16 protein-coding genes, 1 pseudogene and 1 riboswitch are annotated in these 17152 nt (G+C 40.4%); of the genes and pseudogenes, 1 reads left to right on the top strand and 16 read right to left on the bottom strand.

What is annotated here, in order from left to right; translation table 11 throughout:
• Nucleotides 1-23: 23 nt before the first annotated feature.
• From tnpA to ACFTQ7_RS17215, 4 genes and pseudogenes are all read right to left on the bottom strand, one after another.
• Nucleotides 24-229, bottom strand: a pseudogene (gene tnpA, locus ACFTQ7_RS17230) (IS200/IS605 family transposase); the annotation flags it as partial.
• A 124-nt stretch (nucleotides 230-353) separates the two neighbouring features.
• Nucleotides 354-797: a DUF1801 domain-containing protein gene (locus ACFTQ7_RS17225; protein ID WP_386830103.1), complete on the bottom strand. Its 444-nt coding sequence runs from the start codon at nucleotides 795-797 to the stop codon at nucleotides 354-356.
• 124 nt (nucleotides 798-921) lie between these two features.
• Nucleotides 922-2733: an ABC transporter ATP-binding protein gene (locus tag ACFTQ7_RS17220; RefSeq protein ID WP_386830102.1), complete on the bottom strand. Its 1812-nt coding sequence runs from the start codon at nucleotides 2731-2733 to the stop codon at nucleotides 922-924.
• Nucleotides 2730-4463 carry an ABC transporter ATP-binding protein gene (locus ACFTQ7_RS17215; protein ID WP_386830101.1) on the bottom strand — a complete coding sequence of 578 codons (1734 nt, stop codon included), beginning with the start codon at nucleotides 4461-4463 and terminating at the stop codon, nucleotides 2730-2732. Before ACFTQ7_RS17215 ends, ACFTQ7_RS17220 begins: the two co-directional genes overlap by 4 nt.
• Before the next feature lie 278 nt (nucleotides 4464-4741).
• Between ACFTQ7_RS17215 and ACFTQ7_RS17210 the strand changes: the two genes are divergently transcribed.
• Nucleotides 4742-5641 (top strand): M23 family metallopeptidase, encoded by a 900-nt coding sequence (locus ACFTQ7_RS17210; RefSeq protein WP_386830100.1) that lies wholly within the window; start codon nucleotides 4742-4744, stop codon nucleotides 5639-5641.
• A 99-nt stretch (nucleotides 5642-5740) separates the two neighbouring features.
• On the opposite strand, the gene ACFTQ7_RS17205 is transcribed toward ACFTQ7_RS17210, so the two are convergent.
• From ACFTQ7_RS17205 to ACFTQ7_RS17150, 12 genes are all read right to left on the bottom strand, one after another.
• Nucleotides 5741-6781, bottom strand: a complete 1041-nt coding sequence (locus tag ACFTQ7_RS17205; RefSeq protein ID WP_386830099.1) for a ribonucleotide-diphosphate reductase subunit beta — start codon at nucleotides 6779-6781, stop codon at nucleotides 5741-5743.
• Nucleotides 6782-6793: 12 nt separating this feature from the next.
• On the bottom strand, nucleotides 6794-9007 hold the full coding sequence (locus tag ACFTQ7_RS17200; RefSeq protein ID WP_386830098.1) for a ribonucleoside-diphosphate reductase subunit alpha: 2214 nt from the start codon (nucleotides 9005-9007) through the stop codon (nucleotides 6794-6796).
• A 163-nt stretch (nucleotides 9008-9170) separates the two neighbouring features.
• A riboswitch (cobalamin riboswitch) is annotated at nucleotides 9171-9357 on the bottom strand.
• A gap of 110 nt (nucleotides 9358-9467) precedes the next feature.
• Nucleotides 9468-10151: a hypothetical protein gene (locus ACFTQ7_RS17195; protein WP_386830097.1), complete on the bottom strand. Its 684-nt coding sequence runs from the start codon at nucleotides 10149-10151 to the stop codon at nucleotides 9468-9470.
• Entirely contained in the window at nucleotides 10148-10642 is a 495-nt protein-coding gene (locus ACFTQ7_RS17190; RefSeq protein ID WP_386830096.1) for an ECF transporter S component, read from the bottom strand. Before ACFTQ7_RS17190 ends, ACFTQ7_RS17195 begins: the two co-directional genes overlap by 4 nt.
• 345 nt (nucleotides 10643-10987) lie before the next feature.
• On the bottom strand, nucleotides 10988-11380 hold the full coding sequence (locus tag ACFTQ7_RS17185; protein ID WP_386830095.1) for a bifunctional adenosylcobinamide kinase/adenosylcobinamide-phosphate guanylyltransferase: 393 nt from the start codon (nucleotides 11378-11380) through the stop codon (nucleotides 10988-10990).
• Nucleotides 11329-11928 (bottom strand): histidine phosphatase family protein, encoded by a 600-nt coding sequence (locus ACFTQ7_RS17180; protein WP_386830094.1) that lies wholly within the window; start codon nucleotides 11926-11928, stop codon nucleotides 11329-11331. Before ACFTQ7_RS17180 ends, ACFTQ7_RS17185 begins: the two co-directional genes overlap by 52 nt.
• Entirely contained in the window at nucleotides 11901-12677 is a 777-nt protein-coding gene (gene cobS, locus ACFTQ7_RS17175) for an adenosylcobinamide-GDP ribazoletransferase (protein ID WP_386830093.1), read from the bottom strand. Before cobS ends, ACFTQ7_RS17180 begins: the two co-directional genes overlap by 28 nt.
• A 39-nt stretch (nucleotides 12678-12716) precedes the next feature.
• Nucleotides 12717-13292, bottom strand: a complete 576-nt coding sequence (locus ACFTQ7_RS17170) for a bifunctional adenosylcobinamide kinase/adenosylcobinamide-phosphate guanylyltransferase (RefSeq protein WP_386830092.1) — start codon at nucleotides 13290-13292, stop codon at nucleotides 12717-12719.
• Nucleotides 13293-13304: 12 nt separating this feature from the next.
• A complete protein-coding gene (locus ACFTQ7_RS17165; protein WP_386830091.1) occupies nucleotides 13305-13919 on the bottom strand; it encodes a histidine phosphatase family protein in 615 nt (204 codons plus the stop codon).
• 420 nt (nucleotides 13920-14339) lie between these two features.
• Nucleotides 14340-15488, bottom strand: coding sequence for a pyridoxal phosphate-dependent aminotransferase (locus ACFTQ7_RS17160; protein WP_386830090.1), 1149 nt, complete (start codon nucleotides 15486-15488; stop codon nucleotides 14340-14342).
• On the bottom strand, nucleotides 15475-16431 hold the full coding sequence (cbiB, locus tag ACFTQ7_RS17155; protein ID WP_386830089.1) for an adenosylcobinamide-phosphate synthase CbiB: 957 nt from the start codon (nucleotides 16429-16431) through the stop codon (nucleotides 15475-15477). Before cbiB ends, ACFTQ7_RS17160 begins: the two co-directional genes overlap by 14 nt.
• A complete protein-coding gene (locus tag ACFTQ7_RS17150) occupies nucleotides 16428-17111 on the bottom strand; it encodes an adenosylcobinamide amidohydrolase (protein ID WP_386830088.1) in 684 nt (227 codons plus the stop codon). The genes cbiB and ACFTQ7_RS17150 overlap by 4 nt, the downstream gene beginning before the upstream one ends.
• Nucleotides 17112-17152 lie beyond the last annotated feature (41 nt).

The following is a 17152-nucleotide window of genomic DNA, read 5'->3' as shown; positions in this document are numbered from 1 at the left end:
CGGGTGATTAGACACCCGCTGAAAGAAGTTAAAAACATATGTGTATGGTCTTTGCACACTCCAAAGCAACGATGTCAATTTCTAATTCCTCACATATTTCCTGTACTAAAAGTTTAAAGCGTTCCTCTACATCTGCACGAAGAAAACTCTTTCTTCTGTATCGGGGACAAAAAACGAAATGATAGTTAATCAATGATACGGTTGTGTTTGTTCGTCTATAATCGTTCATACACACAATGTATCAACTTTTTTCATTAACTGCCGCATACACGCATAAATGATGTGAATTTTCTGATATTTTCAGCACCATAAGCCTTTCGGATTTTAGCGGCACTCCGTATCCACCTTCACTCTCATCTCATGCCTGAAGGAGTGGGCTTTCCCGTTCGGAAAATCTGTAAAAAGGATACAGATCGTTGGATGAGCGACTTTAATATTTCCACATCAATATCCGCTAGTTTATTTATATAAACACAAGCTTTTCCTGTTGTATGTTTACCAAAAACCTTTAATAAATTGTCTCGCTCACTGTCACCTGGTGCAAAATATAAACTGATTTTAGCTTTTCGGGGAGAGAATCCAACTAAAGGTGCATCGCCTTCATGTCCTGATTTATATTTATAATGATATTTGCCAAATCCTATAATACTTGGCCCCCACATTTTCGCTTCAAACCCTGTGACTTCAGCAAATATATCCAATAGTCGGTAAGCATCTTCACGCTTTTTTGGATGATCCACGTTTTCAATAAATTCAATAACACTCTCATCCGTTTCTTTTGTTTTTAATTCGTACATTTTTAAGCCTCACCTTCTAAAGTTGAATTTTGATGCATCATAACATTTCCAAATGCTTCCCACAATAGTAAAAACAAAGCTGTCTCATAAGTTTTTTCATACTTACGAGACAGCCCTCTTACTCTTATTCCACTTGCTCCAGTAAAAGTTTTTGCTGGAGATTACTATAAATGCCTTGTTTTTGCATAAGCTGTTGGTGATTGCCCTGCTCCACAATTTTACCTTGTTGAATAACAAGGATTTGGTCGGCATTTTCGATTGTTTTTAGGCGGTGTGCAATAACAAAGCTTGTGCGCCCCTGCATTAAATGCTGGAGACCTTTTTGAATATCAACCTCTGTTTGCGTATCCACACTGGATGTAGCTTCATCCAAAATTAAAATATCTGAATTTTCAAGAATTTCCCGGGCAATAGCTAGTAATTGACGTTGACCTTGACTTAAGTTTGCCCCACCTGCCTGAACAGGTGTATCATATTGGGCTGGTAAATGTTTAATAAAATTATGGGCATTCGCGATTTTCGCCGCTTCTTCAACCTCTTCATCTGTAGCATCAAGTTTACCTAAACGAATATTTTCACGAATCGTTCCTGAGAATAAATACGTATCCTGTAAGACAACACCCACTCTTTGACGGATTGTTGCCATTTTATAATCCTCGATATTATGACCATCAATCAAAATTTCACCTGCATCCACATCATAAAAACGAGTTAATAAATTGATAATCGTTGTTTTCCCTGATCCCGTTGGACCAACAAGAGCAATCGTTTCACCCTTCTTCGCTTGGAAGCTAATATTTTTTAGTACTGGCTTCTCTGGCAAATAGCTGAAGGAAACATTGCGAAATGCCACATCTCCTTTGAGGCTTTGGCAATCAATGGCATGCTTTTTATCCGCTACTTCCGAAGGTTCATCTAAAATTTCGAAGACTCGTTCTGCCCCTGCAATCGCCGATTGGAAAGTATTCAATAGATTAGATAACTGATTCAACGGACGGAAAAATTGACGTGTATACGTGACAAATGCGGCGATAACCCCAACTGAAACGATCCCTTTTAACGATAAAAATGCTCCTGTGCCAATAACAACAGCTAAGCCTAAGTTATTCATAAAATTATTAATGGGCCCAAGTAGACCTGAAGTAATTTCTGCTCTCTGTGCCGAGTTACGAAGATTTTCATTCTGCTTATGGAACGTCTCAATTGTTTGCTGTTCTGTCCCAAAAAGCGTCACAACCTCTGCACCCGTAATCATTTCCTCAATATAACCGTTCAGCATACCTAAATCACGCTGGCGGGCCGCATAGTTTTTACTACTACGTTTAACAATTTGCTTCGTTGTAAAAACAATTAAAGGAATAATAGTCAGCGTCACGATTGCTAGCTGCCAACTTAAAGAGAACATAGCAATACTAACACCGATTACCGTTAAGACCGACGACACGATTTGTGTCACACTTTGTACAAGTGCTGTATTTAAATTATCGATATCATTTGTCACACGGCTCATTAGATCACCAAGTGCTCGCTGATCGAAAAATCTCAGTGTTAATGTTTGTAACTTTTTAAACAGTTCAAGCCGTAATGTGCGAATTGTTTTCATCGCCACATGGATCATGACATATGTTTGAAGCCACGTAAAAATTGATGCAGCTGTATAAATAACTGCTAGCACAATACCAAGACGAATCGTACCGGCAATATCTTTTTTCATAATATATTCATCGACGATATGTCCAATTAAGTACGGTCCTGCTAAACTTAAAAATGTAGAAGCTATTACAAAGAATATAGAGAAATAAAGCCCAATTTTTTGTTGCTTCACATAATGCCACACACGATTAATCGTAGCTTTTTGATTTTTAGCCTTTTCAGCTGGTCCAGCCATACGTGGTCCGCGTCCAAAATTCATTTGCTTTGGTTGACTTTGACTCATTGTTGTACACCAGCCTTTTGCTGTGAAGCGTAAATTGCTTGGTAGAATTTGTTATTCTGTAATAATTGTTGATGTGTGCCTTGACCAACAATTTCGCCGTCATCTACTACTAAAATTAGGTCTGCCTGTTGAATAGAGGCTATTTTAGACGCCACGATAAACGTCGTTGTATCATGATATTGATTGCTAATAGCTTCCTGTACATGTTTTTCAGAGGCACTATCAAGAGCAGATGTTGTATCATCCAGCACTAAAATAGCAGGCTGTCTTACGAGTGCACGTGTTAACGCTAATCGCTGTTTTTGACCGCCAGAAAGATTGGTCGCCCCCTGTGAAAGTTCATGTGCTAAACCTTTATCCAGTCGACTTACAAATTCAGTGGCACATGCTGCATCTAGAGCTTGCTGTAATTCCACTGAAGTTGCATCTTCCTTACCAAGACGGATATTATGGTCAATTGCACCTGAAAACAATAATGCTTTTTGAGAAGTAAAACCAATATGTTTGCGTAAAGTGGATAATGCATAATCCTTTAGAGGCTTTCCGTCCAAGAGGATTTCTCCACTCGTCGGATCAAATAAACGTGGTAATAGCTTCACTAGCGTTGATTTTCCACTTCCTGTTTTTCCGATCAAACCTACCGTTTGCCCCGGCTTTACCGAAAATGTAATGTTTTTCAGGACATCCTCAGCCGATTCATAATAACGATAGCTTACATTTTGAAAGTCAATCGCCCCTTGAATTGGTGCTGTATGTGGATTTTCCGCTTCCTTAACCGCTACTTCTTTATTTAAGACGTCCACGATTCGTTCCCCTGAAGGAATCGCACGTGCAATTTGCATCAATACCATACTAGAAGTCATCAATCCATTTAATATAATCGTTAAATAGTTAATAAAAGCTAGAATTACTCCAACCTTTAAAGTACCGGCTTCTACCTTAATGGCCCCAAGCCAAAGTGCTGCTACAATGCCTAGATTGACAACGAACATCGTAAACGGCACGAGCACGCCAACAATTTGCTCGGCTGTAATAAAGCGCTTCGTTAGCGTATCATTTAGAGCGCCAAACTGTTCAATCTGTTGCGTTTCACGACGGAACGCCTTCACAACACGAATCCCCGCTAAGTTCTCCTGTAGCTTCGTATTAACACGATCAATTGCCTCCTGCACTCGGCGATACAGGACACCCGAATACTTTGTGAAAAAGTACATCGCAATAATTAATAGCGGCACGATAATAAGGAGTATCGAAAATAACTCACGTGCCGTCACAAAAACAATGATAACCGCTCCAATAAATAATAAAGGACCACGCACAAAAATACGCAACGTCATCATAAACGCGCGCTGAACACTTTCTACATCACTCGTTAAAATCGTAATAAGCTTCCCTGTTGTAAAAGTGTCACGTTCCTTTGCCGAATACGTCATCATTTTTTCATAAAGTGACTGACGAACATCCGATGCAAAATGGATCGCTGCCTTCGAACTATAATAGGAACAGCCTATCCCCCCAACAAGTCCGAATACCGCACTGATCAGCATCCAGACGAACATTTTCAGCACATACGGATTATCACCATTCGCAATACCCGTATCAATCATATGCTGCATAATCGTCGGCTGAAGTAAATCCATCGTTACCTCTAATACCATTAATAATGGTGCAATTAAGGTAAAAAATTTATAGGGCCCTAAAAACCCTCCTAACTGTTTTATTGCCTGCATTCCTTCGACTCCGTTCTTTAATTCACATTCATTATTAATTATAACTGAAAAACATTCTCAAGTGGCACTATTTTTTCGGGTCTCGTAATATTTGGGACACGATTGATTTTTTATGTAGGTTTTGGTAACTGCAGAAGTTGCTTTCAAATAGTTTAAAAGGAAGCTCTGGACTAAGGTTCATTTACTGGCATCTCTATGTTAGAATGCTGTTAAGATGGAGTAAATATTACCAATAATGTAATGACGTCCGTAAAATATCATAAGGGAGATGAGAAATAGTGTTACCAATCTTTTATTCTATTGGTTTGCTAATCATATTGCCTGCGAGCTTTATTATTTCGTTATGGAAAGCTCCATTTAAAAGTAAACTAGAATGGTTATTGGACTCATTGGTGACTACAGCACTAATCGTTTGGTTATTTCAAGCAGGAAACTGGAGTTGGGTCGGATACTATGTTCGCTTTCTTTGGTTGATTCTCTTGATTGTCACTTTCATTTTTTCTTGGAAAAAGATAAGAAATTTACCGTTTACAATAAAATATTCACTAAATCAAAAGTTTTCAATTGGTATTTACATTTTACTTATTCTCGTTTTTGGTACGTATAATGCTTTGGTCGTAAAAAGCTATTCAGTAGCCGAAAAAGGCATTGAATTATCCTTCCCACTTAAAAATGGCACCTACTATGTCGGACAAGGTGGTAATCAGGTGGCAATGAACTACCATCAAGCCCATCCAGGACAAAAGTATGCTTTAGATATTTTAAAATTAAATACGATTGGAACTCGCGCTAATGGACTATATCCAGAAGAATTGAATAAGTATCAAATATTCGAAGATAATTTATATAGTCCTTGTAATGGGAAAGTAGTCAACGTCAAAAATGATTTACCTGATTTCCCTCCTCCTAAATCTGATTCAGAAAATCCTGAGGGAAATCATGTCACCCTATCATGCGAGAACGATGATGCGACAACCATTTTATTAGCTCATATGCAAAAAGGCAGCATAGTGGTGGCAAAAAATGAAAAAGTAACAACGGGCCACAAACTTGGAAAAGTAGGAAATTCGGGCAATACAAGCGAACCACATTTACATATTCACGCCGAAAAGGATGGAAGAGGTGTTCCGATCACATTTAATGATCGCTTTTTAGTGAGAAATAGTTTGGTTTGGTAATATATATCCCCCTCCCCCTATTGTTTATTGCAGTTTGACCCGTTCACCCTCATAAAAAATACACCGCAATGTTAGTTCAACATCGCGGTGTATTGAGTATTACAAATCATCAAATCCGTTATCTTCTACATTGACCTTCACATATTGGCGAGAACGTTGCTCGAAGAAATCTGTTTTTCCTAAGTCAACATCCTCATACGCTTTAACCCACTTCAATGGATTTTTGCGATAACCTTCAAATGGACGCTCTACGCCAAGCTGATTACAGCGTACGTTCGCATAGAAGTGTACATAATCATGCACATCTTCCACATCAAGGCCTTCAATTTTATCACCAATCACATCATTAGCCCAATCGATTTCTAGCTGAACCGCTTCACGGAAGATTTCCTGTACACGAGCCGCTCGTTCTGGTGTATCGTATTCAGGATATTCCTCTAAAAGCTCCTGATAAATTTTCACAAATAAATCGACATGAAGCTGCTCATCGCGATTAATATAATTAATCATCGTTGACGATGCCACCATTTTTTGATTGCGTGCTAAATGATAGAAGAAAGCGAAGCCAGAATAGAAGAATAAACCTTCTAAAATCACATCATAGACAATCGCTTCTAGCATATTTCCAACAGATGGCTCCTCTGAAAATGCATGGTAGCCTTTAATTACGAAGTCATTACGTCGCTCTAACACTGGCTCTGTGCGCCAAAAGTCAAACGTACGATCCTGCTCGTCTTTGTTCACAATACTTGATAGCACATAAGAATAAGAGTGATTATGAATTACCTCTTGTTGCGCTAAAATAATCATTAATGCATTTAAGCTTGAATCTGTTAAATAATCCGCTACTTTCCCTGCAAAATCAGTTTGCACACTGTCTAATAGTGCTAGTAAGCCAATGATTTTTAAAAAGGATTCCTGCTCATTAGCTGATAGCTGTGGAAACTGCTTAACATCATTGCTCATATTAATTTCAAACGGAGTCCAGAAGTTACCTAGCATTTTTTTATATTTAGGATATGCCCAGCTAAAACGCACATCGTCCCAGTTTAAAATGTTAGAAGAGCGGCCGTTCACAATACCTGTTGAACGGTTTGGTGCTTCTTTATCCATAATTTGTCGTTTTGTAATAGTTGTCATTGTTACTTCCTCCTAGCTCGCGCAAGACTCACATTCTAGTAATTCTACAGACGTTGAGCGTACATAATATGTCGTTTTCACACCGCTTGCCCAAGCGTTCATATGCAATGCTAGTAAATCTTTTGCCTTGATCGTATTTTGAACGTATAAATTAAGTGAAATGCCTTGGTCGATATGACGTGCTCGAGCAGCATTTTGCTTGATTGTCCAATTTTGATCGATGAAATAAGCAGATTTATAATACCAAGTTGTCACAGGTGATAGATCCGGTACCGTTACTGGAATTTTGTAATCCTTCTTCTCTTCTGAATAACTCTTTTGGAAAATAGGATCAATCGTAGCCGTACTACCCGCTAAAATGGATGTTGATGAGTTCGGTGCAACCGCCATAACATAGCCGTTACGCATTCCTTTTTCAGCAACCGCGGCGCGTAACGCATTCCATTTATTGCTGTCGTATCCACGTTTTTCAAAATACGCACCAGTATGCCAATCTGAGCCTTCAAATAATGGGTAGGCTCCTTTTTCACTTGCCAAATCGTTAGAAGCGCGAATCGTTAAATACGCAATTTCCTCATATAGCTTGTCCGCAAATTCTACAGCTTCCTCAGACTCCCATTGAATTTCTTTCAAAGCTAATAAATGATGCCAGCCAAATGTTCCAAGTCCAATGCCTCGGTAGCGTAAGTTCGTACGCTCTGCTTGTTTTACTGGAATTGTATTTAACGCAATAACATTATCTAACATACGTACTTGAATCGGAATTAATTTTTCTAAAACACCAGCCGGTACAGCTCTACCTAAATTGATAGATGATAAGTTACATACAACGAAATCGCCAGGCTTGCGACGTGTTACGATAACATCATCTTCTAGAGTAATAGACTCGAATTCAGTAGCTGACATATTTTGGAATATTTCTGTGCACAGGTTCGAGCTATAAACCATTCCCTCATGCTTATTCGGATTCATGCGATTTACTTCATCTCGATAAAACATAAACGGCACGCCTGTTTCAAGCTGCGAGCGCATAATACGTTTCATAATATCAATCGCTGGCACAACTTCACGGCTTAATAATGGATTCGCAATACATTCTGCATATTTAGTACGGAAAGTGCCATCACCTTTTTTCTCATCGTAGAAATCCTCTAGTGAAAAGCCCATAACTTCTCGTACTTCATGTGGATCAAATAAATGCCATTCCCCGCGCTCTTCAACCGTTTCCATAAATAAATCCGGTAAGCATAGCCCTGTGAAAATATCATGGGCACGCAAACGCTCATCCCCATTGTTTAAGCGTAAATCTAAAAACGTAAAGACGTCTTTGTGCCAAACATCTAAATAAACAGCAATAGCTCCTTGTCGTTGACCTAGCTGATCGACTGAAACCGCCGTATTATTAAGCTGTTTAATCCATGGTAGAACACCACTAGATGCACCTTTAAAGCCTTTAATTGATGAGCCTCGGCTACGAATTTTACCCATATAAACACCAATACCACCACCGTATTTCGATAATGTTGCAACATCTGTATTCGTGTCATAAATACTTTGTAAACTATCATCTACTGTATCGATAAAGCAGCTAGATAGCTGGCCATGTGTTTTACCTGCATTCGATAATGTAGGTGTTGCCACAGTCATATATAAATTACTCATTGCCCAGTAAGATTCACGTACTTTTTCTAAACGATTTTCTGTTTCATCCTGCATAAGGGTCATCGCAATGACCATCCATCGTTCCTGTGGTAGCTCTACTGGTGTTTTCGTGTAATCACGGACTACATAGCGGTCCATTAATGTTTTTAAGCCAATATACGTAAACAATTCATCTCGACTTGATTCTAAATAGGAAGCGAGTTCTTGAAGATCCTGCTCACTATATTTTGTTGTTAAACTTTCATGATACAAACCAGCTTCTGTATAGCGTGCTAATTGTTCCGGGAAACATTTATAAACATCTTGCACTGAAACGCCACGGCGCATTGCAAATTGATCATATAGTTTTTCTAAATAAATTTGAGCTGCGACGAATGTCCAGTATGGCTCCTCCTCATCAATTAGGCTAAGCGTTTGTAAAATCATCGCATCCGCCCATGCTTCAAATGTCGCATTGTCGTTTTTTCGTAGCCATCGATCCGATAATCTTACAAAACTTTCGAGTTCATCCTCCGTATAACTTTTCTTGAGCTTAGCAATTTGCTGTTCGATTTGAATTGTCATGTATACATTCTCTCCCTTTCTTTCTCCAGCAACACAAAAAGCGATCACGCAACACTTATCGGTTACGTGATCGCAGTAAAATCGGAAATGGAAATGAAGGACATGCACACTAAGAAGTGGACAAATCTCTCGCCTCCACTTCTCAATCCCCGAAGAATGTGTTGCTGTCTTGAACAGATCGGCAGGTCTCCTGGCTCATGCTTCCTCCAAATGATGGCCTTCCCGTTCTTTACAGTGGCCTATTCATCATTTGTCAGCACTTACAGTTGCGGGGACAGCTTCGGCCTAAGATGACTCTTTTCCGAATTCCCTTTTAAACCATATTTGGTACCGCTCGTCCAAAATACTATATATTGTGTTTTAACTCCTAAACAAATCTAACATATAGTGTTTATAGTTGCAATAGGCGTTTTGCCCCTTGAATTTTTTAAAGTGCTACTTTTTCTCGAAGCAAGCCCGATTACAATGCAGTTTTACGTAGTTTTTCAAAATTTCTAGGAAAATATTTTTGTACTAGCTGCTCTTTTTCTGGATTAATTCCTAGTAAAACTACTGCACATGGACCAGCCGTTTTCTCAATATCTAATGCACTATTGACCTGTTGCTCGCCAAAAAGTCGGCTAAATTCTGCTTGTAAACCTTTTGATCCAACTGGCCATACTTGCTGCACAATTCCCTCTTTCCACGCTTGAAAAATAGGTTGCAGCTGTGCGACATCTTCAGGTTGTGCAAGGATTTCATTGCCTACAAGTGGCAAACCATATGTGTACCAACTTAGTTGCTCATGCTTAGTTGCTGTACGTTTCTGCTGCTCCCCAAGCATCGTTATTGACAAGCCTGATTGTAAAGTTGGCATATTAGTCTCTGAACTACCGTCTATTTGCGGACAAAAAAGGCCAGCCTCCTCAAAAACCTGTTGAATGCCTGCAACATAACGAGACCATGCAGCATCCCCTGAAAAATTAGCAAGTAAAATATGCTTTGGTAAAGCATTTGCAGCAAGCTGCTCTAAAAATGTAACACGTGCAGTAAAATATGCTGTAAGCTGATCTGGAGCAGACACAACATCTTGTAGCTTTTCGCCAATTGCAGCGGCATTATCGGTTGTCGCAATGAACTCACCTATTTTTATTGCATTTCTCAATGTACTCGACCTTCCTTACGCACAAACACCTTCGACAGAACTGGCATCGCCACCGCAACGATCACTAGATTAATGAGTGTTGCCAGTGGAAGACTAGTCAATGACGTCCAGTAAAACGCCGGACTAATAATAAAGTAAAATGGTATAGGTGCCACGACACCATTTAAAATAAGTGCCACAGGCCATTTCCAGAAATGCATGCCTTTTTTATGCATAACCCCAAAGATCCATACAACGATAAACATTTCCACTGCGATAATTATATGTAGTGGTCCAAAAGGGAAGCCAGTAGTTAGGGCTGAGATAAAATGCCCAATGACTCCCGCAACACCAGCTAATACTGGCGATAAAAATACAACGCTCAAAAATGCCGGTGCAGAGTCAAGCGCAGCAGTTGTAATAAATGTTGGAATTTTAATGACTGCACCTACTGCACAAATTGCCGCTACCATGGCAGTGAGCGTCAATTTCATCAATTTTTGTCGATCCATTCCATTGCCTCTTTCCGTTAAATTTTTTCATCAAAGCGTGGGGTTGATTTCCGTTCCGGCTGTGCGCTTTATCGCTGACCCTTTGCTTTCGCACAGATAAAACATTCGCCGCTGACGCTTCGCTTTCGCGCAGAGCTTCCTGGGGGCGTCGGGGCAACACGATGTTGGTCACGAAGGCGTTATCACAGGACGTGATGCATTTATCCTTCGTTCTTCTATATCGCTATTCCCCAAAGAGTCGCCTAGCCTCTACTCCAATCAACTTATATACAAAGCATGCGTCTTTGCAAATGTCATCACCACATTTGTGAAGTGTCTTACAAACTCTGCAAGCAAGTTACTATATCATTTGATCTGTTCCCCAATACCGTACCAAATGCGTACGACTTGTTCGGCTTCAGCAAACAATGCTTGGTACAAACGCCCACATGTATCACGTAATAATCGTGCCTGTTTGTCCATCGGCACAACACCACGTCCCATGTCGGTCACAATTATATACAAGGCACAATTTTCTTCAAGGGTCTTTAGTCTTGTCAAAATAGTTCTGACAAGAGGTTCATCATCCTCAAGGTCTTGTGTTACGAGCCATTTCTCTATATTTTTTATAACTAGTACATCACAAGTAGGAGCGCCATCAGGTAGAGTGCCATCCAGTAGCACAACGTTTTGACCTGCAAGTAATTTCATGACATAGTCGGTTTTTCCACTATAGGCTCCTCCGATAAAGACATGCATCTTGCTCCCTCCTCCCAAGCCTTTCTTGAAAACGTTAAAGAAAACATTTTATCATGCGGTGTTTGATAGGACCAAAAAGGTTGCTCAGTTGGAGCAAAGGCTACGAGTAGCGCTCGAATAACCCCGCCATGGACAACGAGATGATACACATCTTCCCCTTTTGGTAATGCAGTGAACCCTTCCAAAACACGTGCACAAAACATATCAAAGCCTTCTCCCCTTGGAGGTGGAGACTTTACAGGATCATCTAACCATGCACAATAACGACGATTGGATTGTAAGTCCTCATATGTGAGCCCTTCAAATTCTCCGAAATTCGACTCTCGAAATCTCCGATCAGACACGTAAGCTGCATTCGGAAAATATCGGACGGCTGTTTCTCTACAGCGTAGTAAATCACTCCCATACACCTTGATGACCTCTTGATCAACAATAGGGAGTAAAGATGCATCAGCTAATGAAGAATCTGTCCAGCCGATATAACGCTTTTCTAAATTTTCCTTTGTTGGTGCATGTCTCATTAAGCGCACAGTAACAACGTCACCCACAGTACAACCTCCATTCCTTCAATTGATGCACCGAGTAAATCCCCAGAAACACCGCCAAAGTTACGCACTGTAAATTGCCGAAAGACTAAAAAAGCAATCGCTAGTACTGCCATCAACACGAACGGAACAATTGTGAAGCCCGTTACAAACAACAAGCTACTGTATGCTACAACTAATGTTAAAAGCATACAGCAGATTAGTAAACCCGGCTTAATATGTGTTTTAAAAAAGTAGGCAAGCCCCTTTTCCTTTGAGCAATTAAGCGACATAAAATAAAAGCTCATACCTACTCGTGTACATAACGGAATAAATACAAGCATCCACAGTTCAAACTTTTGCTGTACGAATAATTCGTGAAGTATGACAAATTTACCAAGCACTAAAAATAGCACTGAAAGCACACCAAATGCACCAACACGTGGATCATCTAAAATTTCAAGCCGCTTCTCACGATCTCGATAGGAAAAATAAGCATCCCCCATATCAATAAAACCGTCTAAATGTAGTCCACCAGTAAATATGGCAAATAATCCGATAATCACAAAGGCAAGTAAGACCTCGCTACTAGCCGACCATTCCGTTAAACCATAGATCACCGCAGCCACTGCGGTACCCATGAGTGCCCCTATCCATGGCAAAAAGGCGAACATCCCTGTAATCGTTGCCTTCGTTAAAGGAATTTCTTTATGTACTGGCAAAACTGTAAAAAATTGAAACGCAAGTTGTATGCTATGCCAGATATTTTTCATCGTCTTGCCTACCTTCTTTTATTTTCAAAGCATCATTCATTATTTCCATTTCTTAACGACACCATAATTGATTTCATACGCCTCATCCGCTTTAGACACGAACCATTGATGTAATTCCCCAAGCATTTGCCGGTATAACTCTACTTCCTCGTTCGTATAGGGTGGCTCATCAAATAATTCGTTTGAGACGATAAAAAACGTCACCCTTTTCTCAAGTAACGTCTCTACCGCCTCTTTTAAAACCTCAAGTTTCTTTTCTAAACATCCAGGTTGTTCCACACAGGGAGCTCCCGCGTCAAAACCTTCGTAAAACGCATTTGTTAACCACGTCGTAACACAGTCCCATAACACGACATCTCCATCAGTCAGTTTATGCAAAGTATTTGCGATTGCGTAAGGTGCTTCTATCGTCAGCCACTCGATATTTTGCGCCTGTCTATCTGCCTGATGTCGAATGATCCGCTTCTCCATTTCACGATCCAACGCAACGCCGGAAGCAATATAAATAAGTCGCTGTGCTTGCATAGACTCTGTTTGATAGTGAGTAACAGCCGCTTTTTCAGCAAAGTGGGATTTACCACTGCGTACTCCCCCCGTAATGAAAATCAGTGGCAATGGTTTGCCCTCCTATAGTAAATGTTGAATGTTACCGATCTCTTGAACGTGCCATTGTTGATCGACTTGTTCAATAATCGTTACACTTGTACCATTAATAAATGGCTCTGTCCATAGCTGATCGACCCTTCGCCCTAAAATAGCGTTAATGATACACTTAATCGTTACAGCGTGTGACACAATTAAAACAGTATTCTCGGGATATTTTTCTGCTATTTTCTTTAACGTAAACATCGCTCGTTCTGTTACCATACCAAAGCTTTCCGTATGGGTTGCAACGAATTGTCCAGGATAATCAGTATATAATTCATAATCCGGATGAGCAATCACGATGTCCTCGACTTTTTTCCCTTGCCAATCTCCTAAAAAAATCTCCCGTAAATTTTCCTCATCATAGACTGGAAGCTGTCGATCAGCTAGAAGAATTTGCATCGTTTCCTTCGCACGACCACTTGAACTGCTATATGCCGCTGTAAAATTAATATTTTTCAAATGATCTCGAAGTTTTTCTGCATGTAAAATACCATTTACAGATAACGGCGAATCTAACCATCCTTGTAGCCGTTGTTCTTTATTCCACATTGTTTCGCCATGTCTTACTAAATAAAAAGTCGTCAGCTTTCTCACTCCTTATTTGCAATCAATTTTGCCTCGGCATAATTACGTCCGGAATCTGCTTTGTGCTTAGGCCTGCAGATGTTTTTTGTGCGAAAGCGCAGTGCTAACGTAGCGTCAGCAAAAGGTCTTGGTTTTGTCTGTGCTAAAGCGAAGCGTCAGCAACAACACGAGGGCCGACACGATGTCGGTCATTTCGGTAATGCCGCAGGACGTGGCGTGTTTACCGATGAGGTCAGTTAGCCGTTATCGCATGGATGCGATGGTTTTAGGCTAACATCCCCTATGGACTCCTTTCCAATTCTGTGACATCCGCCGGAGGCTTTGGGCCAACGCGATGTTGGTCACTCAGTCGTTACCACAGGACGTGGCGCTCTTAGACTGAGTTCCTCTATTTCAGCAAGTATTTTTTGTAGCGACAGGTACAGGTGTTTAGATACCCGTTGAAAAGTAGCTTAAATCTGTATTCATATCACCATCTATAGAGGTGGGAGACTTCTGCTGAATGAAGTTAAACCACGCCTGCAAACAATTCTGTAAATACGTCATGGCTACAATATCTTTAATCCCAATACGGAACCATTCGCCATTTAAGCCCATAAAGTTTTTTGTATGACGCAGTACGACGCCCTTTGATAAACAATATGTAAAAAATGTATCTGCTTGCTGATTTTTCGGTAATGCAAAACATACATAATTCGTTACACTATTTGTCACCTGGCACCCCTGTTCCTGTAAATAGCTCTGTAACGATTGTCGTTGATTTTTAGCATAGGCAATGGCTTGCTCACAATATGTGCGTTCATCTAAACAGCCTGTCCCAATAACTAGGGCAAAGGCATTCAAGTTCCAATGCGGTAGAATATACTTTAGCTCAGTAACAACTACCGGGTTCGCCACTAAATAGCCTAGGCGTAATCCTGGAATCGCATACATTTTTGTCATCGAACGAACGACAATCAAATGAGGATTTTCTGCCACATACTGGATTAATGAATAAGCTTCATCTACCCAGTCAATAAATGCCTCATCAATGACAAGCTCACAATTGACCTTTGCACCGTGAGAGATTAATTCGAGCAGCTCCTCTTTCTTTGGAAGCACACCTGTTGGATTGTTCGGTGTACAAATATATAAAGCATCCGCGTTCACCATTTCACGCTTCAGATGCTCCATTGGCAATGTATAGTGAACAATATCCTCTACAATAATTGGCACAATTTCAGCGCCTGCAGCTGTTAATGTTCGTTCATATTCTGAAAAAGTTGGATGTACGATAATAACACGCTTATTGCTGTAGCGTCTAACTAAAACACTAAATAGCTCAGATGCACCATTACCTAGTAATATAGAATCTTTTGGCACAGCATGAAAAGCTGCCACCTTTGATAAAAACGGCTCACCGTCTGGATCTGGATAACGTTGAATTAGCGGATAAAATGTCCGCCAACGTGCCTCGACAAACGGTGGTGGCCCTGCCGAATTCACATTTTCGCTAAAATCATACACCTTTTCAGGCATATTAAGTCCTAGCTGATGATAAACATTTTGCGGATTCGCTCCGTGATTAGGTAATTGCAAAAATTAACACCTCCACTGATAACATTACTAGCGTAAAGAGCAAGGTCGCGATGCGCATATGAATCACTGACGTTGCAATATGCTCTTTTGTTAATGGGACTAATTTCTCTCCCATTATTGCTCGATAAGAAACGACACCCTTATATGTATTTTTTCCACCAAGCTGAACACCTAATTGAACAGCTGTAGCTGCTTCTAAATAACCACTGTTAGGACTTGGATGCTTTTTCGCATCTTGTGCCCACCGTTTTAAGCGCTTCCCGAGAGATACATTCGTTTCATTTTTCGTCCCAAGCACCATAAGTAAACCTGTTAATCGGCTTGGAATAAAATTAAGTACATCGTCTAGCTTTGCTGCAAACATACCAAAGTCTTTATATTGTTCGTTTTTATAGCCAATCATAGAGTCTAACGTATTAACAGCTTTATAGCCCCATAACCCTATAGCGCCAAATAAAAAGGCATAAAATAATGGAGCTGTTACGCCATCACTCGTATTTTCTGAGACTGTTTCCACAACACCACGAACAATTTCATCCTCGTCAAGTTTCTCCGTATCACGGCCGACTATCCAGGATAGCTTCACACGAGCTTCAGCAAAATCACCTTTGACGAGCGGTTCATAGACAGTCATCGCCGCTTCCTTCAAGCTACGCTGTGCTAGTCCAATCCCAATAAGTAAGCCCTCAACCACTATGCCAAATAGCAGGCTCACCTTATAGCTTAGTAGCATAATGGCCGTCACAACAAACATCGTTGTACCAACTACAGCAAGCGCCATCACCATGCCACGGAGTTTTCTCATTCTTCCTTTATTCCATAACTCTGTTTGAGATTGATTGAGTTTTCCAATCCAGCGTACTGGATGAGGCATTTTAGGAGGATCACCCACTATTAAATCAAAAACAAGCCCAATGATACAGGCAATCACCAGTGCCATCATAACGAATTCTCCTCCTTATCTTTTTTATATTTTTGAATGGCCTCGCGCATCGTTTCATAAACACCGTGGCCAATGATTTTGCCAAGCATCGTAATCGGCCCAGCATATTGATGATAGTCACCTTCCTCTGTTGAAGCAATCAACAAGCTATCTGTCGAAGTACCTGTAGCTTGTGTACCCGTTGTTGGATCAGTGATGCCCTCATCAATAAGTGCCTTAACCTTTGCCTCTGTCGTAGAAATCATCGCTTGAAATAATGCTTCATCCGACAATCTCCCATTTATTAGTACCCACGTATTAATAGTCCCCGCATGATACTGCTCCTGACGATGAAAAGCTCGCGTAATATCGACGGCATTGCCAAGACCAGCAGTAATCATGATGACAAGATGAATTCCTTCATATGTAAATTCACGGACTGTCGCATACCGAGCATAGACTGCCGTCATCATCGCCACCGTATTGTCAATGGGAAAGCCCTCAGACTGTAAAAACCGTTGCAATTCTAGCTGTGGTTTTCGCTCATCATACGTATAGGGCACTGAACGATTCATCAAATGAGTATAAAAGCCAAAACCCGGATTATGTACGGCTGAGGATACTACCTTCATCGGTGAATCTGTTTGGACGGCAACATAATGGTCAGAAATATGAATATCGCCCTTGCGAAGTACTGACATAATCTCGCCTCCTATTCAGAAAATAAAAAAACAAATTCTTA

It is taken from the genome of Lysinibacillus sp. NPDC056959, assembly GCF_042674095.1.
In the GTDB taxonomy this organism is placed as follows: Bacteria; Bacillota; Bacilli; order Bacillales_A; family Planococcaceae; genus Lysinibacillus; species Lysinibacillus zambalensis.
This window is presented reverse-complemented; position numbering and strand designations above follow the sequence as displayed.